General features: G+C 56.1%; 26 protein-coding genes and 1 riboswitch. Of the genes, 17 read left to right on the top strand and 9 right to left on the bottom strand.

All coding sequences use genetic code 11. The features are described 5' to 3' along the window. Positions 1 to 65 precede the first annotated feature (65 nt). The 3 genes from N6G83_RS23565 to modE form a co-directional block, all read right to left on the bottom strand. Positions 66 to 638: a cysteine hydrolase family protein gene (locus N6G83_RS23565; protein WP_074027954.1), complete on the bottom strand. Its 573-nt coding sequence runs from the start codon at positions 636 to 638 to the stop codon at positions 66 to 68. A 120-nt stretch (positions 639 to 758) separates the two neighbouring features. After that, positions 759 to 2,228 (bottom strand): molybdate ABC transporter ATP-binding protein ModF, encoded by a 1,470-nt coding sequence (gene modF, locus N6G83_RS23560; protein ID WP_199063556.1) that lies wholly within the window; start codon positions 2,226 to 2,228, stop codon positions 759 to 761. Positions 2,229 to 2,318: 90 nt separating this feature from the next. Then, entirely contained in the window at positions 2,319 to 3,110 is a 792-nt protein-coding gene (gene modE, locus N6G83_RS23555) for a molybdenum-dependent transcriptional regulator (protein ID WP_024530538.1), read from the bottom strand. Positions 3,111 to 3,289: 179 nt separating this feature from the next. Here modE and N6G83_RS23550 point away from each other — a divergent pair, with 179 nt between their 5' ends. From N6G83_RS23550 to modC, 4 genes are all read left to right on the top strand, one after another. Continuing rightward, positions 3,290 to 3,433, top strand: coding sequence for an AcrZ family multidrug efflux pump-associated protein (locus N6G83_RS23550; RefSeq protein WP_021180335.1), 144 nt, complete (start codon positions 3,290 to 3,292; stop codon positions 3,431 to 3,433). Positions 3,434 to 3,582: 149 nt separating this feature from the next. Then, on the top strand, positions 3,583 to 4,356 hold the full coding sequence (modA, locus tag N6G83_RS23545; protein ID WP_065686457.1) for a molybdate ABC transporter substrate-binding protein: 774 nt from the start codon (positions 3,583 to 3,585) through the stop codon (positions 4,354 to 4,356). Then, positions 4,353 to 5,042, top strand: a complete 690-nt coding sequence (gene modB, locus N6G83_RS23540) for a molybdate ABC transporter permease subunit (RefSeq protein ID WP_024483123.1) — start codon at positions 4,353 to 4,355, stop codon at positions 5,040 to 5,042. The genes modA and modB overlap by 4 nt, the downstream gene beginning before the upstream one ends. Continuing rightward, positions 5,043 to 6,146, top strand: a complete 1,104-nt coding sequence (modC, locus tag N6G83_RS23535) for a molybdenum ABC transporter ATP-binding protein ModC (RefSeq protein ID WP_024530540.1) — start codon at positions 5,043 to 5,045, stop codon at positions 6,144 to 6,146. It begins immediately after the preceding gene. Between the two features lie 234 nt (positions 6,147 to 6,380). Here modC and N6G83_RS23530 read toward each other — a convergent pair whose 3' ends face one another. After that, positions 6,381 to 7,202 carry a pyridoxal phosphatase gene (locus N6G83_RS23530; protein WP_074027957.1) on the bottom strand — a complete coding sequence of 274 codons (822 nt, stop codon included), beginning with the start codon at positions 7,200 to 7,202 and terminating at the stop codon, positions 6,381 to 6,383. Positions 7,203 to 7,364: 162 nt separating this feature from the next. On the opposite strand from N6G83_RS23530, the gene pgl reads away from it, so the two are divergent. After that, the gene (gene pgl / locus N6G83_RS23525) at positions 7,365 to 8,360 is read left to right on the top strand and encodes a 6-phosphogluconolactonase (RefSeq protein WP_211136472.1); all 996 of its coding nucleotides are present in this window, start codon (positions 7,365 to 7,367) and stop codon (positions 8,358 to 8,360) included. Positions 8,361 to 8,403: 43 nt separating this feature from the next. Here the strand turns inward: pgl and N6G83_RS23520 are convergent, their stop codons facing one another. Both N6G83_RS23520 and bioA read right to left on the bottom strand, forming a co-directional pair. Further along, entirely contained in the window at positions 8,404 to 8,886 is a 483-nt protein-coding gene (locus N6G83_RS23520; RefSeq protein WP_024530543.1) for a kinase inhibitor, read from the bottom strand. A 75-nt stretch (positions 8,887 to 8,961) separates the two neighbouring features. Continuing rightward, positions 8,962 to 10,236 (bottom strand): adenosylmethionine--8-amino-7-oxononanoate transaminase, encoded by a 1,275-nt coding sequence (bioA, locus tag N6G83_RS23515; RefSeq protein WP_211136473.1) that lies wholly within the window; start codon positions 10,234 to 10,236, stop codon positions 8,962 to 8,964. A gap of 91 nt (positions 10,237 to 10,327) precedes the next feature. Here bioA and bioB point away from each other — a divergent pair, with 91 nt between their 5' ends. From bioB to bioD, 4 genes are read left to right on the top strand one after another with little or no spacing between them, the layout of a single operon-like run. Then, positions 10,328 to 11,365, top strand: a complete 1,038-nt coding sequence (bioB, locus tag N6G83_RS23510; RefSeq protein WP_024530545.1) for a biotin synthase BioB — start codon at positions 10,328 to 10,330, stop codon at positions 11,363 to 11,365. After that, on the top strand, positions 11,365 to 12,516 hold the full coding sequence (bioF, locus tag N6G83_RS23505) for an 8-amino-7-oxononanoate synthase (RefSeq protein WP_211136474.1): 1,152 nt from the start codon (positions 11,365 to 11,367) through the stop codon (positions 12,514 to 12,516). Before bioB ends, bioF begins: the two co-directional genes overlap by 1 nt. After that, entirely contained in the window at positions 12,500 to 13,267 is a 768-nt protein-coding gene (gene bioC, locus N6G83_RS23500; RefSeq protein ID WP_024530547.1) for a malonyl-ACP O-methyltransferase BioC, read from the top strand. Before bioF ends, bioC begins: the two co-directional genes overlap by 17 nt. Continuing rightward, a complete protein-coding gene (gene bioD, locus N6G83_RS23495; protein ID WP_074027962.1) occupies positions 13,260 to 13,940 on the top strand; it encodes a dethiobiotin synthase in 681 nt (226 codons plus the stop codon). The genes bioC and bioD overlap by 8 nt, the downstream gene beginning before the upstream one ends. Positions 13,941 to 13,966: 26 nt before the next feature. Here bioD and N6G83_RS23490 read toward each other — a convergent pair whose 3' ends face one another. After that, on the bottom strand, positions 13,967 to 14,677 hold the full coding sequence (locus N6G83_RS23490; protein WP_024530549.1) for an ABC transporter ATP-binding protein: 711 nt from the start codon (positions 14,675 to 14,677) through the stop codon (positions 13,967 to 13,969). Between the two features lie 1,064 nt (positions 14,678 to 15,741). Here N6G83_RS23490 and uvrB point away from each other — a divergent pair. Both uvrB and N6G83_RS23480 read left to right on the top strand, forming a co-directional pair. Next, the gene (uvrB, locus tag N6G83_RS23485; protein WP_024530550.1) at positions 15,742 to 17,754 is read left to right on the top strand and encodes an excinuclease ABC subunit UvrB; all 2,013 of its coding nucleotides are present in this window, start codon (positions 15,742 to 15,744) and stop codon (positions 17,752 to 17,754) included. A 102-nt stretch (positions 17,755 to 17,856) separates the two neighbouring features. Continuing rightward, complete coding sequence (locus tag N6G83_RS23480) at positions 17,857 to 18,102, top strand: VF530 family DNA-binding protein (protein WP_021180393.1); 246 nt, start codon at positions 17,857 to 17,859, stop codon at positions 18,100 to 18,102. Here N6G83_RS23480 and yvcK read toward each other — a convergent pair. Next, positions 18,099 to 19,016 (bottom strand): uridine diphosphate-N-acetylglucosamine-binding protein YvcK, encoded by a 918-nt coding sequence (gene yvcK / locus N6G83_RS23475; RefSeq protein WP_211136475.1) that lies wholly within the window; start codon positions 19,014 to 19,016, stop codon positions 18,099 to 18,101. The two genes, N6G83_RS23480 and yvcK, sit on opposite strands and share 4 nt — an antisense overlap. 263 nt (positions 19,017 to 19,279) lie before the next feature. Next, a riboswitch (molybdenum cofactor riboswitch) is annotated at positions 19,280 to 19,422 on the top strand. Here yvcK and moaA point away from each other — a divergent pair. The 6 genes from moaA to N6G83_RS23445 all read left to right on the top strand — a co-directional run bounded on the left by moaA (position 19,413) and on the right by N6G83_RS23445 (position 23,041). Next, on the top strand, positions 19,413 to 20,396 hold the full coding sequence (gene moaA / locus N6G83_RS23470; protein WP_211136476.1) for a GTP 3',8-cyclase MoaA: 984 nt from the start codon (positions 19,413 to 19,415) through the stop codon (positions 20,394 to 20,396). Its footprint overlaps the riboswitch before it by 10 nt. 119 nt (positions 20,397 to 20,515) lie before the next feature. Next, complete coding sequence (moaB, locus tag N6G83_RS23465) at positions 20,516 to 21,028, top strand: molybdenum cofactor biosynthesis protein B (RefSeq protein ID WP_024530553.1); 513 nt, start codon at positions 20,516 to 20,518, stop codon at positions 21,026 to 21,028. 3 nt (positions 21,029 to 21,031) lie between these two features. Further along, complete coding sequence (gene moaC / locus N6G83_RS23460; RefSeq protein ID WP_024530554.1) at positions 21,032 to 21,511, top strand: cyclic pyranopterin monophosphate synthase MoaC; 480 nt, start codon at positions 21,032 to 21,034, stop codon at positions 21,509 to 21,511. Continuing rightward, a complete protein-coding gene (gene moaD / locus N6G83_RS23455; RefSeq protein ID WP_024530555.1) occupies positions 21,508 to 21,753 on the top strand; it encodes a molybdopterin synthase sulfur carrier subunit in 246 nt (81 codons plus the stop codon). The genes moaC and moaD overlap by 4 nt, the downstream gene beginning before the upstream one ends. 2 nt (positions 21,754 to 21,755) lie before the next feature. Next, complete coding sequence (gene moaE, locus N6G83_RS23450; protein WP_199063022.1) at positions 21,756 to 22,208, top strand: molybdopterin synthase catalytic subunit MoaE; 453 nt, start codon at positions 21,756 to 21,758, stop codon at positions 22,206 to 22,208. A gap of 125 nt (positions 22,209 to 22,333) precedes the next feature. Next, positions 22,334 to 23,041, top strand: coding sequence for a Bax inhibitor-1 family protein (locus N6G83_RS23445; protein WP_021180400.1), 708 nt, complete (start codon positions 22,334 to 22,336; stop codon positions 23,039 to 23,041). A 262-nt stretch (positions 23,042 to 23,303) separates the two neighbouring features. On the opposite strand, the gene N6G83_RS23440 is transcribed toward N6G83_RS23445, so the two are convergent. Continuing rightward, positions 23,304 to 24,410 (bottom strand): ABC transporter permease, encoded by a 1,107-nt coding sequence (locus N6G83_RS23440; RefSeq protein ID WP_024530557.1) that lies wholly within the window; start codon positions 24,408 to 24,410, stop codon positions 23,304 to 23,306. Between the last annotated feature and the right edge of the window lie 7 nt (positions 24,411 to 24,417).

Here is a 24,417-nt window from a genome sequence, read left to right as displayed (position 1 = left end):
TGGGATAGTAGCACAACAGGGTGAATTTAAAGGTCGGGACAGTAGTTAATCGTGCGCAAACGGTTTTAACCCTTCATCCAGGCTTGTGAACGCATAACCTCCCCAAGGTTCTGCAAGGTCTCCAGGCTTTGCTGGTGGATCTCTTCCGTTGGGGCGGCGCACAGATCTTGTAGCACCGTTACCTGTAAGCCCGCATCGTGCGCCTGCCGGGCGGTGCTCTCAATGGCTAGCGGGGTGCTGATCCCGCCCAATAGCAGGTGGTGGCAGCGATGCTGCTGTAACCAGGTTAACAAATTGTTACCGGCAAAGGCGCTAAGCCCTTTCTTTTCCAGGCACAAATCCTCGGTTTTTACCTCCAGACCGGCCAGCCAATGACATCCCCCGTTACTTAAGCGCAGCGCACCGATATGTTTGAGCTGATTGAACAGCGGCGAGTGTCGGGGAATATCGTGGTAATTGTCGGCAAAACCGGTGCGTAACCAAATCACCGGGATTTTACGCACCCGAGCGTAGGCCGCAGCAGCATTGACGTGCGCGATCACATCACGCGTTACGATGTGTTCGCGGCAGTGATTCGCCCGCCCTTTAGGGCCAGCCAGATCTTCAATCAGGTCAATAATAATCAACGCGGCGGACATACCTTCTCCAAAAACGTCTCTGTACCCTTTAATGATAAAAGGCCAAATGTGATGCGTTGTGGAGGAAGTGTTGCCGGATATGTCCCCAGGATGAGCGCTGTAGCACTCATCCCGAGTATGTTAAGCCAGAACGTCTTGCTGATAGCGGTAACCATCGCCTTCAGGAATGAAGGAGAAACGGTGGGTGATGCATTGCGGCGCATCTTCTGCGTGGTGTGAAACAAACAGCAACTGCGTCGAGCCCTGCTGGATCAGCACATCCACGAAGCGCCTTACCAACTGGCGGTTTAGCGGATCCAGGCCTTGCAGTGGCTCATCGAGGATCAACAGCGCCGGATGTTTGACTAACGCCCGGGCGATCAGCGCCAGGCGTTGCTGGCCCCAGGACAGGCTATGGAAGGGGGTATCGCCCATAGCGCCAAGCCCGAGCAGCGCCAACCATTGTGAGGTCAACTGATGTTGGCGATCGGAAACCGCCTGATAAATGCCGATCGAATCAAAGAAGCCGGACAGGATCACGTTACGTACGCTGGAGCTGACCCGGTAGTCCAGATGCAGGCTACTGCTGACGTAGCCGATATGGCGTTTGATATCCCAGATGGTTTCCCCGCTGCCGCGTCGGCGGCCAAACAGCGTCAGATCGTTGCTGTAGCCTTGCGGATGATCGCCGGTGATCAGGCTGAGCAGGGTGGATTTTCCCGCCCCGTTCGGGCCCACGATCTGCCAGTGTTCACCGGGATTAACTTGCCAACTGAGTTGGTTGAGGATGGGGCGATCGTTATAGCTTACTACGCCATCACGTAGAACGATCAGTGGCCGATCGTCCGGCAGCCTGATGACCTGGGTGGGATCTTCGGTTTCTGGCAGCGCCAGGCCGTTGAGGTTTTCACTGTGTGCCAGTTGGGCGACCAGCGCATCGGCCATCACCTGTTGCCGTGGCCCCTGGCTGGTGAGGGTGCAATCGGCCAGCACGCCGACCTGCTCAATGAAGCCTGGGATTTCATCAAACCGGTTGAGCACCAGGACCACGGTATAGCCCTGCTGTGATAGCTCGCCAAGCAGGGTGGCGAGCTGGGCGCGCGAATTGACGTCCAGCCCGTCGAACGGCTCATCGAGGATCAATAAATCGGGTTGGGCCATCAGGGCGCGACATAGCAGGGTTTTGCGGGTCTCACCGGTAGAGAGATATTTGAAACGGCGCGTAAGCAGGGGCGTGATGCCAAACTGCTCGGCCAACTGCGCGCAGCGAGCGGGATCGTTGAGATCTTCCTGAATGATTTCCGCCGTGGTGCGGCCGGTATCGTCTTCGTCCGCGCTGAGCAGATCGGTATTGTTGCGCTGCCATTCATCGCTGACCAGCTTTTGCAACTGCTCAAAGGAGATCCGTACTACGTGGCGAAAATCACTGTGGCGTTCGCCTTTCAGCAACGTCAGCTCACCGGCCAGCGCCCGGGCTAGCGCAGATTTCCCACTGCCGTTAGCCCCGACGAACGCCCAGCTATCACCGGACTGAATATCAAGCCGATCCAGCTCCAGCGTGCGGGTATCGCTTAAACGAAATGAACCTTGCGAAATGTGCAACGACGACATCTTCTAATCCCTATTCTGCAATGTTTCGCTTTAGAAATAGGCGCAAGCGGAAAAGATGTCAATCGGCAATACTGCAACGTGACGTTGCGTTTAACACAACGTCGCGACAATCACCCGATCGGCGTTGAACAAGGCGTGTATCGGCGTGCCGACGCTCAGTTTTAACTGCGCCAGTTCCTGGTTGCTGACGGTGGCGCACAGCGTTTCTCCGCCGTTGAGCGTCACCAGAACCTCACTGTGATCGCTGCCAGGCTGAATGCTGGCAACGGAACCTGCCAACGCGTTATCGGCCAGGCCGTTCGACGCCGGATCGGTACTGAGTTTCACCCAAGGCGCTTTAATCAGGGCCAACACCTCTTTGCCTGGCGTCAACTGTAGCCGGTCGGCGCTTTGCTGAGTGACGGCAGCGGTCAGGCGGGTGTGGCCGTCGGCCAGCAGCAGGCTGATATGCTGTTGGACCTGCTGGTGGTCGCGTTCAATCACGGTGCCGAAAAACTGGTTGCGGGCGCTGGTTTGCAACGAGAAACGGGCGATGGCGGCCAACAGGCTGTCCAACGGCAAATTGTCCTGCTGTAACACGTCAAAGGCCTTCTGCTGAATTTGGCCCAGCAGATCGTAAAGTTGGATCAGCCGCAGGCCATAACGGGTCACCTGCGCACCGCCGCCGCCTTTGCCGCCGGTAGCGCGTTCGACCACCGTTTGCTCGGCCAGTTGATTCATCTCATTGATGGCATCCCAGGCGCTTTTGTAGCTGATCCCCGCCAGCTTGGCTCCCTGGCTGATCGAGCCGGTATGCACCACTTGCTTGAGCAGCGCGATGCGGCGTGGGTCAGCGAACAGTTTCTGCTGCAGCTTTAAGGTAAGGAGGATCTCGGCCTGCATGATGGGTCCTTATAAGGCAGTAAGTCAGGCTATTGTCGCCGATTTGCCGCAAAGCGCCAACTGAGCACGTTTAGCCGGTTACAAATTTCCCGCAGTCGGTAAAATAACCGCGTTTTCGCCTGCGTTTTGGTTTACAGTGAAACCTACGCAGCGGTTTAAAGCAGTCAAGTGAGGCTACGATGTTAGAATTATTGAAAAGTCTGTTGTTTGCCGTGGTAATGGTGCCGGTAGTGATGGCCATTATTTTAGGCTTGATTTATGGCTTGGGCGAGGTGTTTAACATCTTCTCCAAAGTTGGCCATCCTAAAGAAAACCGCAGCTAATCCCCCTCCCAAATGCCCGCTGAGCTCTCTTGGCGGGTATTTCTCAAGTTATCTCTCGCTTTGCCGATAAACCGCATGACAATCGTTCTCGCTGCGTTATATTATTTTTTACATAGCGATGTGATGAGAGTTAACTTGCGGAGAAAACAATGAAACAGCAATGGATTAACTGGGTTGGCGGTGTGGCATTGGCTTGCGGGCTAGTGGCACAGGTTTCTGCGGCAGAGAAAATCACCGTGTTTGCCGCGGCTTCGCTGACCAACGCCTTACAAGATATCGCCACCGAATACCAGAAAGGCAAAGACGTCGAAGTCGTCTCCTCTTTTGCTTCCTCCTCAACGCTGGCACGCCAGATTGAGCAAGGGGCGCCTGCGGACATGTTTATCTCTGCCGATCAGCAATGGATGGATTACGCCATCGATAAGCAGCAGATGGTGAAAGACACCCGTTATACCCTGTTGGGAAACGAACTGGTGCTGATCGCCGCCAAAGCAGCCAAACAAGATAAAATCACTATCAACAAGCAAACCGACTGGGCCAAATTGCTCAACGGTGGCCGCCTGTCCGTAGGCGATCCGGATCATGTACCTGCGGGCATCTACGCCAAAGAAGCGTTGCAGAACCTGGGGGCATGGACCACGCTGGAACCTCAGCTGGCGCGGGCTAATAATGTGCGTAGCGCCATGGCAATGGTTGAGCGTGAAGAAGCCCCGTTGGGCATCGTTTACGGCTCTGACGCCGTGGCCAGCGACAAGGTCAAAGTGATTGCCATCTTCCCGGAAGACAGCCACAAGCCGGTTGAGTATCCAATGGCCATCGTTAAAGATCACCAGACGCCAGCCGTGACGGCTTTCTACGATTACCTGAAGACTCCGGCCGCTGCGGCTATCTTCGAACGTTATGGATTCACCCCGCGTAAATGATATTAAGTGAGTATGAGTGGCAGGCGGTTGAACTGAGCCTGAAAGTGTCCAGCCTGGCGGTGATCTGCAGTTTGCCGCTGGGTATTTTGATGGCCTGGATCCTGGTTCGCTGCAATTTTCCCGGTAAATCGTTGTTGGATAGCATTATTCATCTGCCGTTAGTCCTGCCACCGGTGGTGGTGGGCTATCTGCTGCTGATCGCCATGGGGCGGCGCGGCTTCATTGGCGAATGGCTTTACAACTGGTTTGGTTTCAGCTTCAGTTTCAGCTGGCGTGGTGCTGCCTTGGCTTCGGCGGTGGTGGCATTCCCGCTGATGGTGCGGGCTATCCGCATGTCGCTGGAAGCGGTGGATACCCGTTTGGAACAGGCAGCCCGCACCTTGGGCGCCAATCCGTGGCGGGTGTTTTTCACCATCACCTTACCGCTTTCGCTGCCCGGTGTGATCGTTGGCGTGGTGCTGGCCTTTGCCCGCTCTTTGGGCGAGTTTGGCGCTACTATCACCTTTGTTTCCAATATCCCTGGTGAAACCCGTACCATCCCGCTGGCAATGTACACCCTGATCGAAACGCCAGGGGCCGAGGCGGCGGCGGCGCGTTTGTGCGTGATTGCCATCGTGTTGGCACTGGCTGCCCTGATGGTTTCTGAATGGCTGGCCCGCTGGGGCCGCAAGCGTATGGGCTTATAGATGTTAGAACTGGATTTCTCCCAGCAGCTTGGCGATCTCAATCTCAATGTGCAGGCTAATCTGCCGGCTCAGGGGATCACGGCGATCTTCGGGCTTTCCGGGGCCGGTAAAACCTCCTTGATCAATGCCATCGGTGGCCTGACGCTGGTGCAGCAGGGGCGTATTGTGCTGAATGGCCGCACGCTGGTGGATACCGCCAGCGGTGTCTGTTTGCCACCGGAAAAACGCCGGGTTGGCTATGTTTTCCAGGATGCGCGCCTGTTCCCGCATTATCGCGTACGCGGCAATCTGCAATACGGTATGGCGGCCAGTATGCGCGGCCAGTTTGACAGCATTGTCGAGCTGTTAGGAATTGCGCCCTTGCTGAACCGCTTGCCTTTGACCCTGTCCGGCGGTGAGAAACAGCGCGTCGCGATTGGTCGGGCGCTGCTGACCGCGCCGGAACTGTTGCTGATGGATGAACCGCTGGCCTCGCTCGATATGCCGCGCAAGCGTGAACTGCTGCCGTATCTGGAACGGCTGGCGCAGGACGTCAACATCCCCATCCTCTATGTCAGCCACAGCATGGACGAGATCTTGCGCCTTGCAGAGCAGGTGATGGTGTTGGATCACGGCCAGGTGCGGGCGTACGGTGGGTTGGAGGAGGTTTGGGCCAGCAGCGCGCTGCGGCCTTGGCTACAGCGTGAAGATCAGAGCAGCGTGTTGAGTGTGAGCGTGATTGAGCATCACCCACGCTATGCCATGACCGCGCTGGCACTGGGCGATCAGCGGCTGTGGGTCGGCGGTATTGAAGCGCCGGTGGGCAGCCAAATGCGTATTCGTATCAACGCCGCCGACGTTTCTTTAGTGTTGCAACCGCCAGCCAACAGCAGCATCCGTAATATTCTGCCCGCCAAGGTGGTGGAGTGTCTCGATGTAGCAGGGCAGGTTGAGGTGAAGCTGACGGTCGGGGAAAACATTCTCTGGGCGCGGATCACCCCATGGGCTCGTGACGATCTGGCTATCAGGCCCGGCCAGTGGCTGTATGCACAGGTCAAGAGCGTGTCGATCAGCCGCGATGGCCCCTCACCCCAACCCTCTCCCACAGGGAGAGGGAGCTATTAGCCCCTGCTCTTTTGGAAGTAAAGAGGTCACCTCAGCAAACTCGATCGGTTCCCAAAAAGGAGAGGGAGCTATTAGCCCCTGCTCTTTTGGAAATAAAGAGGTCACCTCAGCAAACTCGATCGCCCCTTCAACCAAGCTGAATCTGCCGGTGCTCATGAAGAATCACGATACTTTCAGTCCAACTCGATCGGTTCCCTCTCCCTGTGGGAGAGGGTTAGGGTGAGGGGTATCTTGCTAATTCAGCACGCGAGAACGGATCACTTCGGCAATCCCCGGCTGCAGGTGATCGGCAATCACCAGATCCGCACGTTCCTTGATGGCATTATCGGCATTCCCCATGGCAACGCCCAGCCCAACGGCTTCCAGCATGCTCAGGTCGTTGTAGTTGTCACCAAAGGCGACCACCTGATCCATGCTCAACCCCTGTGACTCCACCCACTGCTGCAGGCGTTTGCCCTTGCTGTTGCCGCCTTTGGCAATGTCCACCTGATCGTGCCAGGACCATTCGCAGGCCAGGCCCAGCTCTTTTTCTACCATTTCGGCAAAGCTGCGCAGCGCCGGGAGATCGCTATGTGAAGTGGCAAACTTCCAGATGGCCTGCGCGTCATCCGCCGCCTGCATCAGGCTGTTGACCTGCAACAACGTTGGGCGCTGGGCTACCGGCAAAGTCTCTGACCAAGCCAGCGAACGGATCACATGACCGCTTGTCTCCTGATACAGCATGGCGTCGTCCACATACATCAGGCCGTGAATATCGTTTTGCTTGAGCAGTTGCAGTACCTGCTTGGCCTGCTCTTTTGCCAGCGGATCGGAGGCCAGTACCTTTTTCTGCTGGAAGTCATACAGATAGGTGCCGTTACAACAAATGGCTGGCGTATCGATTTGCAGCGCCTGATAGAACGGGTGAATAGCTACGTGATGGCGGCCGGTGACCACCACGACTTTCACTCCGGCGGCACGGGCTTCCTCCAGCGCGGCCAGCGACTGCGGTAAGATACGTTTCTGGTTGTCTAGCAAAGTGCCGTCTAAATCGAGGGCAATAACACGGTAGCTCATAGCGGTCTCATTATAGTTAGCAACAAAATTACCTCGATGGTACACCGGATAACCATTCGATAAAACCGCGTTGAGGGACGCAGCCTAGGGTTGCCATGTCACAAATGTCGCGTAAGCTAGAACAAACTGAAACCGGTTACCCTTTCTCATTAAGGAGAGCAAATGAAGCAAATCGTTTATGTCGCCAGCCCGGAGAGCCAGCAGATCCACGTATGGCAGTTAGACGACAAGGGCGCACTGGCACTGCTACAAACGGTCGAGGTGGCGGGGCAGGTACAGCCGATGGCGATCCATCCGGATAACACCCATCTGTATGTTGGGGTACGCCCGGCGTTTGGCATTGTCAGCTACCGTATCGCGGAAGATGGCACGTTGCATGAGGCAGGGATGGCACCTTTGCCAGGCAGCCCAACCCATATTTCCACCGATTTGCAGGGGCGTTATCTGTTCTCGGCGTCTTACAGCGGCAACTGTGCCAGCATCAGCCCGATTGGCCATGATGGCGTAGTGCTGGCGCCTACCCAGCAGATCGATGGCCTGACCGCGCCGCATTCGGCCAATATTGACCCTACCAATCAATTGCTGCTGGTGCCGTGCTTGAAAGAGGACCGCATCCGCCTGTTTAATCTGAGCCAGCAGGGCCAACTGACGCCACACGGCCAAGAAGCCGTAGCGACGGCAAGCGGAGCAGGCCCGCGCCATATGGCATTCCATGGCAACGATAAATTCGCTTACTGCGTCAATGAACTGGATGGCACGGTGGACGTGTTCGCCATCGAAGCCAACGGTGGCAAATATACGCTGGTGCAAAGCCTGGACATGATGCCTGCCGATTTCACCGGCACCCGTTGGGCGGCGGATATCCACCTCACGCCAAACGGCCGTTTCCTGTATACCAGCGATCGCACCGCCAGCATCCTGACCGTATTCAGCGTCTCGGAAGACGGCGGCAAGATTGCGGTGGTTGGCCACCATGCCACAGAAGAACAGCCGCGTGGTTTCAATATTGATCACAGCGGTCGCTTCGTGATTGCGGCAGGGCAGAAATCTGGCCATATCGGTGTGCATCAGATTGACCAAGACAGCGGTGAGCTGACGGACGTGGCGCGTTACCCGGTGGGGAAAGGCCCAATGTGGGTGAGCGTGCTGGCAAAATAGTGGGTTAAAAAATGGGGCGAAGTGCTTCGCCCCTCAAGGTTTCTCAGCTGTATTTTACCGTCAACGTCGCTTTGCCAAGGCTATGGAAGTGGATGTTAAAACCGACCATTGCGCCGCTCGCCTCTGCGTCCACTGGAATGCTTTCCACGTCCAACGCATGCACGGTGAACTGATAACGATGGCTTTCACCCTGCGGCGGAGCCGCGCCACCATAGCCTGCCTTTCCAAAATCGGTACGGGTTTGCACTGCGCCAGCCGGTAGCCCCGGTTTGCCGGAACCCGCACCTTGTGGCAGTTCATGCACGTTTGCCGGGATATTGGCCACCACCCAGTGCCACCAGCCGGAGCCAGTAGGGGCATCGGGATCGTAAACCGTGATGGCAAAGCTCTTGGTGCCCGCAGGTGCATCTTCCCAGGCCAGATGAGGGGAGAGGTTATCCCCGTGGTAGCCCATACCGTTAAATACCTGCCGTTCAGGCATTTTTGCGCCGTCTTGCAGATCGTTGCTGTACAAACGAAAAGCCATAATGACTCCCAGTTGTCTGAAATACCGAACCCCTAAGCTAGATCGGTTTGCCGACACAATACAACCTTAAAACCGTTACTCCACCGCCGCGGCGATCGCTCCCGTTAGCCGGGTGAGCTGTTCTGGCGTGATAATATAAGGCGGCATCAGGTAAATCAGTTTACCGAAGGGCCTGATCCACACGCCGCGTTCGACAAATCCGCGTTGCAGCAACGCCACATCCACCGGCTGATACATTTCCACCACGCCAATTGCCCCAAGCACCCGCACGTCGGCCACTTTGGGTGAAACTACCAGCGGTAAGAGCTGCTGTTTAAGCTGTGCTTCAATGGCGGCGACCTGATGTTGCCAGCGATTTTCCTCCAGCAAGGACAGGCTGGCGCAGGCGACGGCACAGGCCAGCGGGTTACCCATAAAGGTTGGACCATGCATAAAGCAGCCTGCGGCCCCGTTACTGATCGTTTCTGCAATGTGGCGCGTGGTCAGGGTGGCTGAAAGGGTCATATAGCCACCGGTTAGCGCTTTGCCCAGGCAGAGAATATCCGGCACCACGTCGGCATGTTCACAGGCAAACAGTTTGCCGGTGCGGCCAAAACCGGTGGCGATCTCGTCGGCGATCAGCAGGATCTGGTAGCGATCGCACAGTTCCCGCACGCGTTGCAGATAGGTTGGATGATAGATGCGCATCCCACCGGCTCCTTGCACCACCGGCTCCAGGATCACGGCGGCTATTTCCCCGGCGTGCTGCTCCAGTAATTCGGCAAACGGGACAATGTCCTGTTCGTCCCAAGGCTGGTCAAAACGACACTGCGGTGCGGTAGCAAACAGATGGGTGGCCAAATAGCCCTGATACAGGCTGTGCATGGAGTTATCTGGATCGCAGACCGACATCGCGCCAAAGGTATCGCCATGATAGCCGTGGCGTAAGGTCAGGATCCGCTGCCGCCGTTCGCCACGGGCCTGCCAATATTGCAGCGCCATTTTTAACGCCACTTCAACCGCCACCGAGCCAGAATCTGCCAGGAATACGCACTGCAAAGCCTCCGGCGTCATAGCTACCAGCTTGCGGCACAGTTCAATAGCGGCGGGATGAGTGATGCCGCCGAACATCACGTGCGACATTTTCTCCAACTGTTGCACGGCTGCCTGATTCAGGTGCGGATGATTGTAACCGTGGATCGCCGCCCACCAGGAAGACATGCCATCCACCAGCAGGCGGCCATCGTCCAGTTGCAGCTCGACGCCGTTGGCGGATACCACCGGATAGCAAGGCAAGGGTTGGGCCATGGAGGTGTAAGGGTGCCAGATGTGGCGTCGATCGAATTCAATATCGCAGGGAGAAACAGACATTAACCGTAAACCAAATTTTAATAGAATGGTTGACAGTATAATCGCAAACTTTACACTGACGACACTTTTTTCCCTTTTGGAGACGCCGTAAATGGCCGATCGCATTCGCTGGACAGTGGGGCAAGCCCAGGCCCTGTTTGACAAACCCTTACTCGAACTGCTGTTTGAGGCACAAACCGTTCATCGCCAACATTTTGATCCGCAACAGGTGCAGGTCAGCACACTGCTGTCGATCAAAACCGGTGCCTGCCCGGAAGACTGTAAGTACTGCCCGCAAAGCTCGCGCTATAAAACTGGCCTGGAATCCGAACGGCTGATGCAGGTGGAACAGGTGCTGGAATCGGCGCGCAAGGCTAAAGCGGCCGGTTCCAGCCGTTTCTGTATGGGAGCCGCCTGGAAAAACCCGCACGAGCGCGATATGCCTTATCTGCAACAGATGGTGCAGGGCGTCAAGGCGATGGGGATGGAAACCTGCATGACGCTGGGCACGCTGGATGGTGCGCAGGCCGAACGGCTGGCCGAAGCGGGGCTGGATTATTACAACCATAACCTGGACACCTCGCCGGAATTTTACGGCAACATCATCACTACCCGCAGCTATCAGGAACGCCTGGATACCTTGGATAAGGTGCGTAACGCTGGGATCAAAGTCTGCTCCGGTGGGATTGTCGGGCTGGGCGAAACGGTACGTGATCGCGCTGGGCTGTTGGTGCAATTGGCCAATCTGCCCAAGCCGCCGGAAAGCGTGCCGATCAATATGCTGGTAAAGGTGAAAGGTACGCCATTGGCCGATAATGACGACGTCGATCCGTTCGACTTTATCCGCACCATTGCCATTGCCCGCATCATGATGCCAACGTCCTATGTCCGCCTTTCGGCAGGCCGTGAACAGATGAGCGAGCAGACTCAGGCGATGTGCTTTATGGCCGGAGCCAACTCCATCTTCTATGGCTGCAAGCTGTTAACCACGCCCAACCCGGAAGAGGACAAGGATCTGCAATTGTTCCGTAAGCTGGGCCTGAATCCGCAGCAAACTGCCACCGAACAGGGTGACAATCAGCAGCAGCAGGTGCTGACCGAGCAGTTGCTGCACGCCGATACCGCTGAATTCTACAACGCGGCGCTGTAATGAGCTGGCAGCAACGGATCGAACAGGCGCTGGAGGAGCGGCGAGGAGCAGCCGCTTATCGACAACGTCAAGTGAATCAAGGCGGCAATGGCCGTTATCTGCAACTTGACGGCCAGCGCTATGTGAATTTTTCCGGTAACGACTATCTGGGCCTGAGCCAACATCCTGAGGTGATCGCCGCCTGGCAGCAGGGTGCACAACGGTACGGTGTTGGCAGTGGCGGTTCCGGCCACGTTACCGGTTTTTGCCATGCTCATCATGAGCTGGAGCAGCAACTGGCGGAGTGGCTCGGCTACCCGCGTGCGCTATTGTTTATTTCCGGCTATGCGGCCAATCAGGCATTGCTTGCTGCCCTGATGCAGGCCGACGATCGCATCTTGGCGGATAAGCTCAGCCACGCTTCTATATTGGAAGCGGCCACTCACTCACCGGCGCAACTGCGGCGTTTTCGCCATAACCAGCCCCAGGCGTTGGCCACCTTGCTGCAAAAAACCTGTGCAGGCCAACAGTTGGCGATCACCGAAGGGGTGTTCAGCATGGACGGCGATAGCGCACCGTTGGCCGAACTACAGCGGTTGACGCAGCAGGCGGGGGCCTGGCTGATGGTGGATGATGCGCACGGCATTGGTGTTCGTGGCGAGCAAGGGCGCGGCAGTTGCTGGCAGCAAGGTGTACGCCCAGAGGTGTTGGTCGTCACCTTTGGCAAAGCATTCGGCGTCAGCGGTGCGGCGATCCTCTGCGATGAACCGTTGGCTGAGTATCTGCTGCAATTCGCCCGTCATCTGATTTACAGCACCGCGATGCCGCCCGCTCAAGCCTGTGCCTTGCAAGCGGCGTTAAGCTGTATTCAGCAAGGGGATGAATTACGTAGTCGGCTGCAAAAACACATTCAGCATTTTCGTGCCGGAGTGGTGGGTCTGCCGTTAACGCTAACCGCGTCGGATACCGCTATCCAACCGTTGCTGGTGGGGGATAACCAACAGGCGCTGGATTTGGCGCAGCGCCTGCGAGAGCAGGGATTGTGGGTCAGCGCCATCCGTCCGCCTACGGTACCGCCGGGGGGCGCACGGTTACGCATTACGCTCACTGCGGCCCACCAGCCACAGGATATCGATCGCTTGCTGGAGGTACTGTATGACGTCTGCCATTGATACGGTGAACAAGCAGGCGGTGGCGGCGGCCTTCAGCCGGGCAGCGGCGAGCTACGATACCGCAGCGGTGCTGCAACGGGAGGTTGGTGAACGCTTACTGGGGATGGGGCTGTCTCATCCAGGCCAGCAGGTATTGGATGCCGGTTGCGGCACGGGGTATTTCAGCCGTCGTTGGCGCGAGCTGGGCAAGCAGGTCAGCGCACTGGATTTGGCTCCGGGGATGCTGGCTTTTGCCCGTCAGCAGCAAGCGGCGGATCGCTATCTGCTGGGGGATATCGAACACATCCCTTTGCCGACCGCCTCGGTGGATATCTGTTTTAGCAGCCTGGTGGTGCAGTGGTGCAGCGATCTGCCTCTTGCGCTGGCAGAGTTGTATCGGGTGACGCGGCCCGGCGGACTGATCCTGTTTTCTACTTTGGCTGAAGGGGCTTTACACGAGTTAGGCGACGCCTGGCAGCAAGTCGATGGTGAGCGTCATGTTAATAACTTCCTGCCGCCAGCTCACATCTCTGCCGCCTGTCATCCCTACCGGCACCAGCTTACGGCAGATTGGCAAACGCTTAATTATCCCGACGTGATGACGCTGATGCGATCGCTAAAGGGCATCGGTGCGACTCACCTGCATCAAGGGCGCGAGGCTGGCCTGCTTTCACGCCAACGGCTTGCCGCGTTGCAGGCTGCTTATCCTTGCCGGGATGGGCAGTTTCCTCTCAGTTATCATCTGGCTTATGGAGTGATTTATCGTGATTAAGCGCTGGTTCGTCACCGGAACCGACACCGAAGTGGGCAAAACCGTGGCCAGCAGTGCCTTGCTACAGGCCGCCCGCGCGGCAGGATGGCGCTGTGCTGGTTATAAACCGGTAGCGTCAGGCAGTGAGATGACCGATGAAGGGTTACGTAACAGCGATGCGTTGGCACTGCAGAGAAACAGCAGTGTAGCGCTGGATTACGCCGTAGTGAACCCTTACACCTTTGCAGAACCGACCTCGCCGCATATCGTCAGCCAGGCCGAAGGGCGGCCCATCTCGCTGACACGGCTTTCCACCGGTTTACGTCATCTTGAGCAACGTGCAGACTGGCTTTTAGTCGAGGGCGCAGGCGGTTGGTTTACCCCGCTTTCTGAGCATGAAACCTTTGCCGACTGGGTGCAGCAGGAGCAACTGCCGGTGATCCTGGTGGTGGGCATCAAACTGGGCTGCATCAATCATGCTCTATTGACTGCGCTGGCGATCCAACAGTCAGGTCTGACCCTGGCAGGCTGGATCGCCAATGACGTCACCCCGCCGGGAAAACGACATCAAGAGTACCTTGCCACTCTTTGCCGCCTATTGCCCGCGCCCCTGTTGGGCGAGATCCCACATTTACCGCAGGTAGAGCAGCAGGCATTGGGACAGTATCTCGATTTAACCAGGTTGAACCCTTAACCTGATGGCCCACGGAGGGGCCAGAATCAGTCCGTCAGATAGGCATCAATCAGCCCCTCATCCAACTGCCCCAGCGTGCCATTGGCCACGTTACGGCCTTTATCCATCAGACAGAAGCGGTCAGCCAGATGGCGGGCAAAGGGGAGTTGGTGCTCAACCAGCAAAATGGTCATGCCCAGCTCCTGATTCAGCTTACGGAGCACCAGGCCGATCTCCGTCGCCAGGGAAGGTGACATACCGGCGGTGGGTTCATCCAGGATCAGCAGTTCCGGTTCCAGCATCAGAGCGCGGCCTAACGCCAACTGCTGTTGTTCACTTTGGCACAGGTCGCCCGCACGGCGCATACGCATCGCCTGCAGCCGTGGGAACAGATTGTAAATAATAGGGGGCATACGGCGGACCTTGCCACGCCCGGCCAGCAAGGCTACCTGCAGGTTCTCTTCTACGCTCAGTTGGGAAAAGATTTGCCGCCCTTGTGGCACGTAACCAATGCCCAGTAATGCCCGGTTTTCTACCGGCTGTGGCAACAGGTTTTGCGGTGGCTCATCCGCCAACTGCCAGGTCATACTGCCGCTGACGATCGGCAGGTGTCCCATGATGCAATTGATCAGCGTGGTTTTGCCCACCCCATTACGGCCAAGCAACAGGGTGCATTGCCCACGAGGCAACTCAAGGCTGACATCCCACAGCGTATGCTGTTGTCCATAATATTGGTTTACCGCCCGTAAGCTTAACATTTGGCATCTCCTCCAAGACCGATATTCACGTATGGATAACGTTGACCGCAGCAAGCGGTGTCTCTCCCGGGTGTGGCAAATGCTGTGCTGATTACCTTAATCGCGGCTCAGGCTAAAAAATTGAAAAATGGCCGCTACCGGTCGTTTGGCGGCTCTAGGGGGGCTTTTTGGTATGCAATGAACTTTTTCGCCGAAGATAACCTTGTAGGCTCCAGCCGGTTTTGGCCAAAATTTGCCAGTTCTTCCGCAAGGTCACGCCCCTGAATAAGTAAATGCAATTACCAGGCCATCAGGCGTTGCGCAACGAAAAAGTCAGTTTGTTACTGTTTTGTTAATTGAATTGAGCCCGGTGAGCGAGGGCTCTGCCAGGGCCTGAAGGTTAACTTGGGCGTTTTTTGCACCGTTACCGTGCGGCAGGGCAAGCTGTTGGTGCAAGCCCTAAAGGTTGTTGCCGCAACTTGCAACCCCTGGCAAGCGAAATAGGTAAAAGAAGAATTTTGTTATCACGGCTTTTAGCATTAATCGGCATAACCAAAGCGATAATATTGTCAAAAAATAACTAAAAAACCGGCTCCGTTGACGTTTCATTGGGAAAAGCGTTCTTTCCGCAACTCCCGCCCCCCGTGGGGTAGTGAGAGTTATCCACTATTCCTGTGGATAACCTTGTGCATTATACTTAGAAAAGCGGTGTGAACAGAGAGCGGGCGCGGGTTGTATGCAGGTTGTCCGCATTCTCGTCTTTTTATTAAAAATATTTAATATCAATAAGTTAATTAAAATCAAGCCAACGGATACCGTTAACGTACCGATGGGCGATTTTTTAGCGTATTGACGGCCAAAAGTTAATTCGTGACGCAATCTGGGGATAACAGAGTGATTGACAATAAAAATGTCATGGTATTGTCACCTTGCCGGTGCGTTCGCGCCCCGTTAACGGACGCAATAGAGTAAATCCGCTTGAAGCTGGTTTTATATCCAGTATCATGGGCACTGGCGGAAATCTTCCGGTCTTTCCATAATTAGGCCGCTACCGTCTGGCCGCAAACCTGAAAGATGATGGGGATATGAGCAAACATTTCAAACTGCATTCCGAATTCAAACCGGCCGGCGATCAGCCACAAGCCATCCAAAAGCTGGAAGAGGGCCTGGAAGACGGCCTGGCGCATCAAACGCTGCTGGGGGTTACCGGCTCGGGTAAAACCTTTACCATCGCCAATGTGATCGCCGACCTCAACCGGCCCACCATGGTGCTGGCGCCCAACAAGACCCTGGCGGCGCAGCTGTATGGCGAGATGAAAGAGTTCTTTCCCGAGAATGCGGTGGAATATTTTGTCTCCTACTACGATTACTACCAGCCAGAAGCCTATGTGCCTAGCTCCGATACCTTTATCGAGAAAGATGCCTCGGTCAACGAACATATCGAGCAGATGCGCCTGTCGGCCACCAAAGCGCTGCTGGAGCGGCGTGACGTAGTGGTGGTGGCTTCGGTTTCCGCGATCTACGGCCTGGGCGATCCGGATCTGTACCTGAAAATGATGTTGCACCTGACCAAGGGCATGATCATCGATCAGCGTTCGATCCTGCGCCGTCTGGCCGAGCTGCAATATACCCGCAACGATCAGGCCTTCCAGCGTGCCACCTTCCGCGTGCGTGGCGAAGTGATCGACATTTTCCCGGCAGAATCGGACGAGTTGGCGCTGCGCGTTGAGCTGTTCGACGAAGAGGTCGAACGCCTGTCGCTGTTCGATCCGCTAACCGGCCAGATTGAGCAGGTGGTGCCACGCTTTACCATTTACCCCAAATCTCACTACGTTACCCCGCGTGAACGTATCGTGCAGGCGATGGAAGAGATCAAGGTGGAACTGGCCCAGCGGCGTAAAGTGCTGCTGGAAAACAACAAGCTGTTGGAAGAACAGCGGTTGACGCAGCGTACCCAGTTCGATCTGGAAATGATGAACGAGCTGGGTTACTGCTCCGGTATCGAAAACTACTCGCGCTATCTTTCCGGGCGCGGTGAGGGCGAGCCACCGCCAACCCTGTTCGACTACCTGCCCGCAGACGGATTGCTGGTGGTGGATGAATCCCACGTCACCATCCCGCAGATCGGCGGTATGTTCAAAGGCGACCGCTCGCGTAAAGAGACGCTGGTGGAGTACGGCTTCCGTTTGCCTTCGGCGCTGGATAACCGGCCGATGCGTTTTGAAGAGTTTGCCGCTGCGGCACCGCAAACTATCTACGTGTCCGCCACGCCGGGCAAATATGAGCTGGAGAAATCCGGCGGCGATATTATCGATCAGGTGGTGCGCCCAACCGGCCTGCTGGATCCGATCGTCGAAGTGCGCCCGGTCACTACTCAGGTGGACGATCTGCTTTCCGAGATCCGCAAGCGCGTGGCCATCAACGAGCGCGTACTGGTCACCACGTTGACCAAGCGTATGGCAGAAGACCTGACGGAATACCTGGAAGAGCACGGGGAGCGGGTGCGTTATCTGCACTCGGACATCGATACGGTAGAACGTGTCGAAATCATCCGTGATTTGCGCCTGGGCGAGTTTGACGTGCTGGTGGGTATCAACCTGTTAAGGGAAGGCCTGGACATGCCAGAGGTATCGCTGGTGGCGATCCTGGACGCGGACAAGGAAGGGTTCCTGCGTTCTGAGCGCTCACTGATCCAGACCATTGGCCGAGCGGCGCGTAACCTCAACGGTAAAGCGATCCTGTATGGCGACAGGATCACCGACTCCATGGCCAAGGCGATCGGTGAAACCGAACGCCGCCGCGCCAAGCAGCAGGCGCATAACGAAGCCAACGGTATCGTACCTCAGGGCCTGAACAAGAAGGTTTCGGATATTCTGCAACTTGGGCAACCAAGCAGCCGTGGCAAGCACAAAGGGAAGGGTAAAGCGGCAGAGAGCGCGGCGCAATACAAACTGCTCACCCCCAAAGCGCTGGAGCAAAAAATCCAGGAATTGGAGGCACAGATGTATTCTCATGCGCAGAATCTGGAGTTCGAACAGGCCGCTGCGGTGCGTGATGAAATCCACCAACTGCGCGAGCAGTTTATCGCGCTATCATAGTGAACCCAAGGGGCGTGGTATGCGCGCCCCGGTAAATTTTCTTGCCGTATGCCCGTTTGCTGATTAAGGTGTGCGCCCCAAGTATTGAGATGAGTAGCCGCCATGACCGCAACCCCATCCAAAGACCCGTTACACGGCATTACGCTGGAGCAATTGCTGAACAAGCTGGTAGCCCAATATGGCTGGAACGGGCTGGCAGAGCGTATTCGCATTAACTGCTTCAGCAGCGATCCGAGCATCAAATCCAGCCTCAAGTTCTTGCGCCGCACCCCGTGGGCACGCAAGCAGGTGGAAGATCTCTACATCGACAGCGTTAGCGATAATCCTTGGCTCCGTGGTCAAGATTAATCGCGGCTAGCTAGCTGCACCAACGCGGTATCCAGCGCCTGGCGTAATAGCTGGCGATCGTGGCGATACGGGATATCGCTGGCTTCCAGCGGTTGTTGCACCACAATGCGATCCCGCATGGCGCTGGTATCCACCGCCGGGCCAACGATCACCGCGTCAATCATTTTACGGCCAATCTTTTCTTCCATCAGCGTCAGTTTGTCTTGCAGCGTCAGTGCGGCTGCGGCGACGCTCAGTTCGCGGCCCAGGTTACCGATATACACCATATTGGCGCTGCTGCGTCGCAGGGCCTGAGTCAGATCCTCAAGCAGCAACAGTGGCATCAGGCTGGTAAGAAAACTGCCTGGCCCGATCAGGATCAGATCGGCCTGCGCGATCGCCTCAACCGCTTCACGGGTGGCGTGTACCGGCGGGGAGAGCATCAGCTCTTGCGGCATGATCCTTAGCTGGTCGATATTCACTTCACCGTAGACCTGGTGCCCTTCATGATCGTGGGCCATCAGATCGACCGGCTGTTCCGACATCGGGATCAGCGCAGCGTCCACTTTCAGCAGGCTACGTACCAGATTGATCGCCTCCAACGGGCGTACGCTCAGGTGATCCAAGGCCTTTAGCATCAGGTTTCCCAGGTTATGCCCTGCCAACTCCCCGTTGCCGCTAAAACGGTATTCAAACATCGCCGAGGCGACGCTAGGCTCGGTAATCAGCTGATTGAGGCAATTACGGGTGTCACCCCAGGCAATGCCGCCTTCAGAACGGCGGATACGGCCGGTAGAACCGCCGTTATCGGTGGTGGTGACAATGCCGGTCAGGCGAGAACCCAACGAGGACAGTGAAGACATCACACGGCCAAGACCGTGACCACCACCTAATGCCACGACGCGATCAAGATCGGCCAGGGTACGGTTGCGCATAAAATTCCTTAACTCAGGGTAGGTAGACTGCCTGCATAAAGTAGCGGATTTGGCACAAAAACGCGATAAAGAGTGCGATTTGCGTGATTCTGGTCAATTCGCTGGCATAACGGTTGTTTATTATGGTTATCCAGACTTGAGAAGGTGAAAAAACGCTGTATACACAACTATATAGCGTTAATCCACATTGGCTATCGCGGCTGTTTAGCGCTAGAATTCTCAGGAAAACCACGGTTTCGTTCCGGCTACTTGAGGTAGCGGGGATGGGATCAAAACTCCTAGCCTTGGTACCTACGTTGTTCTTTGGAGCGATAGGGTATCTTGGCCGTGGCGAAGTCAGCCACCAGGGTGCAGAGTGGAAACGCTCGCATCTCCCGTATTTGGAAGGTGTTACAGGTGCCGCAACTTATTGATGCTTTTGAGCGCAATTTTTACTATTTGCGCCTATCGATCACCGACGTGTGTAACTTTCGTTGCACCTACTGTCTGCCGGATGGCTATAAACCGAGCGGCAGCCCCAAGGCCTTTCTCTCTCTGGATGAAATTCGGCGCGTCAGCCGTGCCTTTGCCGAACTGGGTACCGAAAAGGTCCGCCTGACCGGCGGTGAGCCTTCTTTACGCCGCGATTTTACCGACATCATTGCCGCCGTGCGCGAAAACCCGGCGATCCGAACCCTGGCTGTGACCACCAACGGCTATCGCCTGGCACGTGATGTTGCCAGTTGGCGTGATGCGGGCCTCACGGCGATTAACGTCAGCGTAGACAGCCTTGATGCGCGCCAGTTTCATGCCATCACCGGCCAGGACAAGTTCCGCCAGGTGATGGAGGGCATCGATGCCGCCTTTACCGCCGGTTACAGCAAGGTAAAGGTGAATGCGGTGCTGATGCGTGATGTCAATCACCAGCAACTGGGCAGCTTCCTTAACTGGATCAAGGATCGGCCAATCCAACTGCGGTTTATCGAACTGATGGAAACCGGTGATGGCAGCGATCTGTTCCGCAAGCACCATGTGTCTGGCGAAGTGATCCGCCTGCAGTTGGAGCAGCAGGGTTGGCAGCGCCAAGTTCGTGGCCGCAGTGATGGCCCGGCGCAGGTATTCAGCCACCCGGATTATCAGGGCGAGATAGGGCTGATCATGCCGTACGAAAAAGATTTCTGCGCCAGTTGCAACCGCCTGCGGGTTTCCGCCATTGGCAATCTGCATTTGTGCCTGTTTGGTGAGCAAGGGATTACCCTGCGCGATCTGCTGGCGGATGACGGCCAGTTGGAACAGCTGAAAATGCGCATTCAAAGCGGGCTGCAAACCAAAAAGCAGACCCACTTCCTGCATCAGGGCAATAGCGGTCTCACGCAGAACCTCTCGTTTATCGGCGGTTGATACGATTTCCTGTAGCAATGGGGAACGTCAGATGATGAATACCAGCTCGAACGGTCCCCCTCTCACTAAAGGAGAGGGTTAGGGTGAGGGGCCATCGACAATCAGGAGCACAACACACAATGAGCCAAACCAGCAGTGAATTTATTGCGGCAAAGATTGCCATTTTGACCGTTTCGGATCGCCGCACTGAAGCGGAAGATACCTCCGGGCAATATCTACAAGAAGCCGCGCAGGAAACCGGCCATCAGGTGGTGGCACGTGCCCTGGTCAAAGACAATATTTATCAGATCCGTGCGCAGGTTTCCGCATGGATTGCCAGCGATGACGTGCAGGCCGTGTTGATTAACGGCGGCACCGGCTTTACCTCCGGGGACAATACGCCAGAAGCGTTATTGCCGCTGTTTGACCGTGAAGTGGAAGGGTTTGGCGAACTGTTCCGCATGGTGTCATACGAAGAGATCGGCACCGCGACCATCCAGTCCCGCGCTTTGGCCGGTATTGCCAATCAGACGGTGATCTTCGCCATGCCGGGTTCCACCCGCGCCTGTCGCACCGCCTGGGAACGTATTATTGAAGAACAGTTGGACGCGCGCCATCGCCCGTGCAACTTCTTACCCCATTTAAAGAAATAATCTATGACGCAGCTAACCCACATTAACGCCGCTGGCGAGGCCCATATGGTCGATGTCTCTGCCAAAGCGGAGACGGTACGTGAAGCCCGTGCCGAGGCTTTTGTAGAAATGCAGGCGGCAACGCTGGCGATGATTATCGACGGCAGCCACCATAAAGGCGACGTATTTGCCACGGCACGTATTGCCGGAATTCAAGCGGCGAAGCGCACCTGGGAACTGATCCCTCTTTGCCATCCGTTGATGTTAAGCAAGGTGGAAGTACAGCTCGAAGCGCAGCCGGAATTTAACCGCGTGCGTATCGAAACCTGCTGCCGTTTGACCGGTAAAACCGGGGTTGAAATGGAGGCGTTGACTGCCGCTTCGGTGGCCGCACTCACCATCTACGACATGTGCAAAGCGGTGCAGAAAGATATGGTAATTGGCCCGGTGCGGCTGCTGGCAAAAAGCGGCGGCAAGTCCGGTGATTTTAAGGTGGAATCATGATCACTATTCTGTTTTTCGCGCAGGTGCGTGAACTGGTCGGTACCAATATGCTGAGCCTGCCGGCGCAGTACCTTACGGTTGAAGAGTTGCGTAAATCGCTGTGCGAGCGTGGCGATCGTTGGGCGCTGGCGCTGGAGCCCGGTAAATTGCTGACGGCGGTCAACCAATCGCTGGTGGCCGCAGAGCATCCGCTGCAAGCCGGTGATGAAGTGGCTTTCTTTCCACCGGTAACCGGAGGTTAACAGTGGAAAATACTCGTATCCGCGTTGGCCAGGCAACCTTTAGCGTAGGTGAAGAATACCAGTGGCTGGCACAGTGTGATGATGACGGCGCAGTGGTGACTTTTACCGGCAAGGTACGTAATCACAATCTGGGGGATGAGGTCAGCGCGCTGTCGTTGGAGCATTACCCTGGCATGACTGAAAAAGCCCTTGAAGAGATTGTTGCACAAGCGCGGGCCCGTTGGCCATTGCAGCGGGCAACGGTGATCCATCGCATCGGTGATCTCTTCCCTGGTGATGAAATTGTGTTTGTCGGCGTGACCAGCGCCCACCGCAGCATGGCCTTCGAGGCGGCACAATTTATTATGGATTACCTGAAAACCCGAGCTCCCTTCTGGAAACGTGAGGCGACCGGGCAGGGAGAGCGCTGGGTAGAGGCTCGTGATACGGATAAACAAGCCGCCAAACGTTGGTAAATCGAGCTTCAACAGCGGAAATAAATCAATACCTTTGCCCGTTTCGCGTAGCGTTTTCTGTGATACGCTTACTGTTGGCAGGGGAAGTTCCCCGAAACTTGGCTCACATGTAAAAGGTAACCGTCATGGACCGATATCCACGTAATGGTTCGATCGTTGAACGTGCCAACAGCGGCATTCAGGCTTATATGGCGCAGGTGTATGGCTGGATGACCTGTGGCTTGCTGTTGACCGCATTTGTTTCCTGGTATGCAGCGCATACGCCTGCGATCATCAACTTTATTTTCTCTAGCCAGATCACCTTCTTTGGGTTGATTATCCTGCAGTTGGGCCTGGTGTTTGTGATTTCCGGCATGGTTAACCGCCTGAGCGGAACCATGGCCACTGGGCTATTTATGCTCTACTCGGCGCTGACCGGGCTAACGCTATCGAGCATCTTCATTGCTTACACCTATAGCTCTATCGCCAGCACCTTCGTGGTCACTGCGGGGATGTTCGGTGCGATGAGCCTGTACGGCTACACCACCAAACGCGATTTGAGCGGTTTCGGCAGCATGCTGTTTATGGGGCTGATTGGTATTGTGCTGGCGTCACTGGTGAACATCTGGCTGAAAAGCCCGGCGCTGATGTGGGCAATCACCTATATCGGCGTGCTGGTATTTGTGGGCCTGACGGCGTATGACACCCAGAAACTGAAAGCGATGGGTGAACAGCTGAATGCCGATGATAAAGACAGCTTCCGCAAATACGCCATCGTTGGCGCATTGACGCTGTATCTCGACTTTATCAACCTGTTCCTGATGCTGTTGCGTATCTTCGGCAACCGCCGCTAAAAGCGGAAAGTCGGTGTCCTCGCCCTAACCCTCTCCCTCAGGAGAGGGAACCGAAGGTGCCTCAGTTTTACTCTCGTAGTTAGCTCTAGCGCTGTACTAGCTCCCTCGCCCTTTGGGAGAGGGTTGGGGTGAGGGATAAAACGGGCTGGATCACCAATAAAACGCGATCCCCCAGACGCAAATATTAAAAGCCGGAGAGTGGTTAACTCCCCGGCCTTAGCTACGTTTCCACCATCATCAATCGATGAACCGGCGGATCCGTTCAGGCAATCTTCCGTCTGAACATGGCATAGGCCGCGCTACCGGTGGTGGCGGTAATCACCAACAGTGGCCATAGGCTGTGCCAGATGATGCTGAAACCGGCATCCTTGAGGTAGATCTGCTTGGTGATATCGGTGAAGTGGCGGATAGGGTTGGCCCAGGTGAGATGCTGAAGCCAAACCGGCATGTTTTCCACCGGCGAGACATAGCCAGAAAGCAATATCGCCGGCATCATAAACACAAACACCCCGATAAACGCCTGCTGCTGCGTCGCGCACAGCGAAGAAATCAGCAGCCCGAAGCCCACCAAAGACAACCCGTAAACCAGCATGGTGCCGTAGAACAGCAGCAACGAACCGGCAAACGGGATCTGGTAGGCAAAGATACCGATAAACAGCACGATCGAAGCCTGGAAGGTGGCAATGATCAGGGCCGGTACCGCCTTGCCGATAAAAATCTGCCAGGTGGTTAAAGGCGAAACCAACAACTGCTCTAACGTGCCTTGCTCACGTTCACGCGCGACGGAAAGCGAGGTAACGATCAACACGCCGATGGTGGTGATCATCGCGATCAGCGAAGGCACGACGAACCATTTGTAATCCAGATTCGGGTTATACCAGTTGCGTACCACCAGTTCGCTGTTGTTGGGCTTGGTACGCTGCCCAATCAGCTCATTCTGGTAGTCCTGTACGATCTGCTGCACATAGTTGGCGGCGATCTGCGCGCTGTTGGAGTTACGGCCATCGAGGATCAACTGCAACGGCGCGGTATTACCGCTGGCGATATCCCGTGAGAAGTTGGCCGGGAAGCGGACCAGCAGCAGCGCTTTCTGATTATCAATAGTGGTTCTTATCTCCTGCGGGCTGCGCAACAACAGCACGTGAGAAAAGGCTTTGGCCTTGGCAAGGCGTTGAGTCAGTTCAATAGAGTGCTGGCCGCTGTCCTCACTGTACACCGCGATGGTGGCGTTGGTGACTTCCAGCGTGGCGGCGAACGGGAACAGCACCACCTGCAACAACACTGGCATAATCAGGATCGCGCGGGTCTGCGGATCGCGCAGTAGAGACTGCATTTCTTTAACGATCAACGTCCAGAGACGGTGAAACATGGCTTCC

Source organism: Serratia sp. PL7 (genome assembly GCF_945957435.1).
Note: the sequence above shows the minus strand (reverse complement) of the source record. Positions and strands in the feature narration are given on the sequence as shown.

Coding starts and splice junctions, on each gene's coding strand:
- N6G83_RS23565 (WP_074027954.1), bottom strand. CDS start 638: ATGTCCGCCGCGTTGATTATTATTGACCTGATTGAAGATCTGGCTGGC.
- modF (WP_199063556.1), bottom strand. CDS start 2,228: ATGTCGTCGTTGCACATTTCGCAAGGTTCATTTCGTTTAAGCGATACC.
- modE (WP_024530538.1), bottom strand. CDS start 3,110: ATGCAGGCCGAGATCCTCCTTACCTTAAAGCTGCAGCAGAAACTGTTC.
- N6G83_RS23550 (WP_021180335.1), top strand. CDS start 3,290: ATGTTAGAATTATTGAAAAGTCTGTTGTTTGCCGTGGTAATGGTGCCG.
- modA (WP_065686457.1), top strand. CDS start 3,583: ATGAAACAGCAATGGATTAACTGGGTTGGCGGTGTGGCATTGGCTTGC.
- modB (WP_024483123.1), top strand. CDS start 4,353: ATGATATTAAGTGAGTATGAGTGGCAGGCGGTTGAACTGAGCCTGAAA.
- modC (WP_024530540.1), top strand. CDS start 5,043: ATGTTAGAACTGGATTTCTCCCAGCAGCTTGGCGATCTCAATCTCAAT.
- N6G83_RS23530 (WP_074027957.1), bottom strand. CDS start 7,202: ATGAGCTACCGTGTTATTGCCCTCGATTTAGACGGCACTTTGCTAGAC.
- pgl (WP_211136472.1), top strand. CDS start 7,365: ATGAAGCAAATCGTTTATGTCGCCAGCCCGGAGAGCCAGCAGATCCAC.
- N6G83_RS23520 (WP_024530543.1), bottom strand. CDS start 8,886: ATGGCTTTTCGTTTGTACAGCAACGATCTGCAAGACGGCGCAAAAATG.
- bioA (WP_211136473.1), bottom strand. CDS start 10,236: ATGTCTGTTTCTCCCTGCGATATTGAATTCGATCGACGCCACATCTGG.
- bioB (WP_024530545.1), top strand. CDS start 10,328: ATGGCCGATCGCATTCGCTGGACAGTGGGGCAAGCCCAGGCCCTGTTT.
- bioF (WP_211136474.1), top strand. CDS start 11,365: ATGAGCTGGCAGCAACGGATCGAACAGGCGCTGGAGGAGCGGCGAGGA.
- bioC (WP_024530547.1), top strand. CDS start 12,500: ATGACGTCTGCCATTGATACGGTGAACAAGCAGGCGGTGGCGGCGGCC.
- N6G83_RS23490 (WP_024530549.1), bottom strand. CDS start 14,677: ATGTTAAGCTTACGGGCGGTAAACCAATATTATGGACAACAGCATACG.
- uvrB (WP_024530550.1), top strand. CDS start 15,742: ATGAGCAAACATTTCAAACTGCATTCCGAATTCAAACCGGCCGGCGAT.
- N6G83_RS23480 (WP_021180393.1), top strand. CDS start 17,857: ATGACCGCAACCCCATCCAAAGACCCGTTACACGGCATTACGCTGGAG.
- yvcK (WP_211136475.1), bottom strand. CDS start 19,016: ATGCGCAACCGTACCCTGGCCGATCTTGATCGCGTCGTGGCATTAGGT.
- moaB (WP_024530553.1), top strand. CDS start 20,516: ATGAGCCAAACCAGCAGTGAATTTATTGCGGCAAAGATTGCCATTTTG.
- moaC (WP_024530554.1), top strand. CDS start 21,032: ATGACGCAGCTAACCCACATTAACGCCGCTGGCGAGGCCCATATGGTC.
- moaD (WP_024530555.1), top strand. CDS start 21,508: ATGATCACTATTCTGTTTTTCGCGCAGGTGCGTGAACTGGTCGGTACC.
- N6G83_RS23445 (WP_021180400.1), top strand. CDS start 22,334: ATGGACCGATATCCACGTAATGGTTCGATCGTTGAACGTGCCAACAGC.
- N6G83_RS23440 (WP_024530557.1), bottom strand. CDS start 24,410: ATGTTTCACCGTCTCTGGACGTTGATCGTTAAAGAAATGCAGTCTCTA.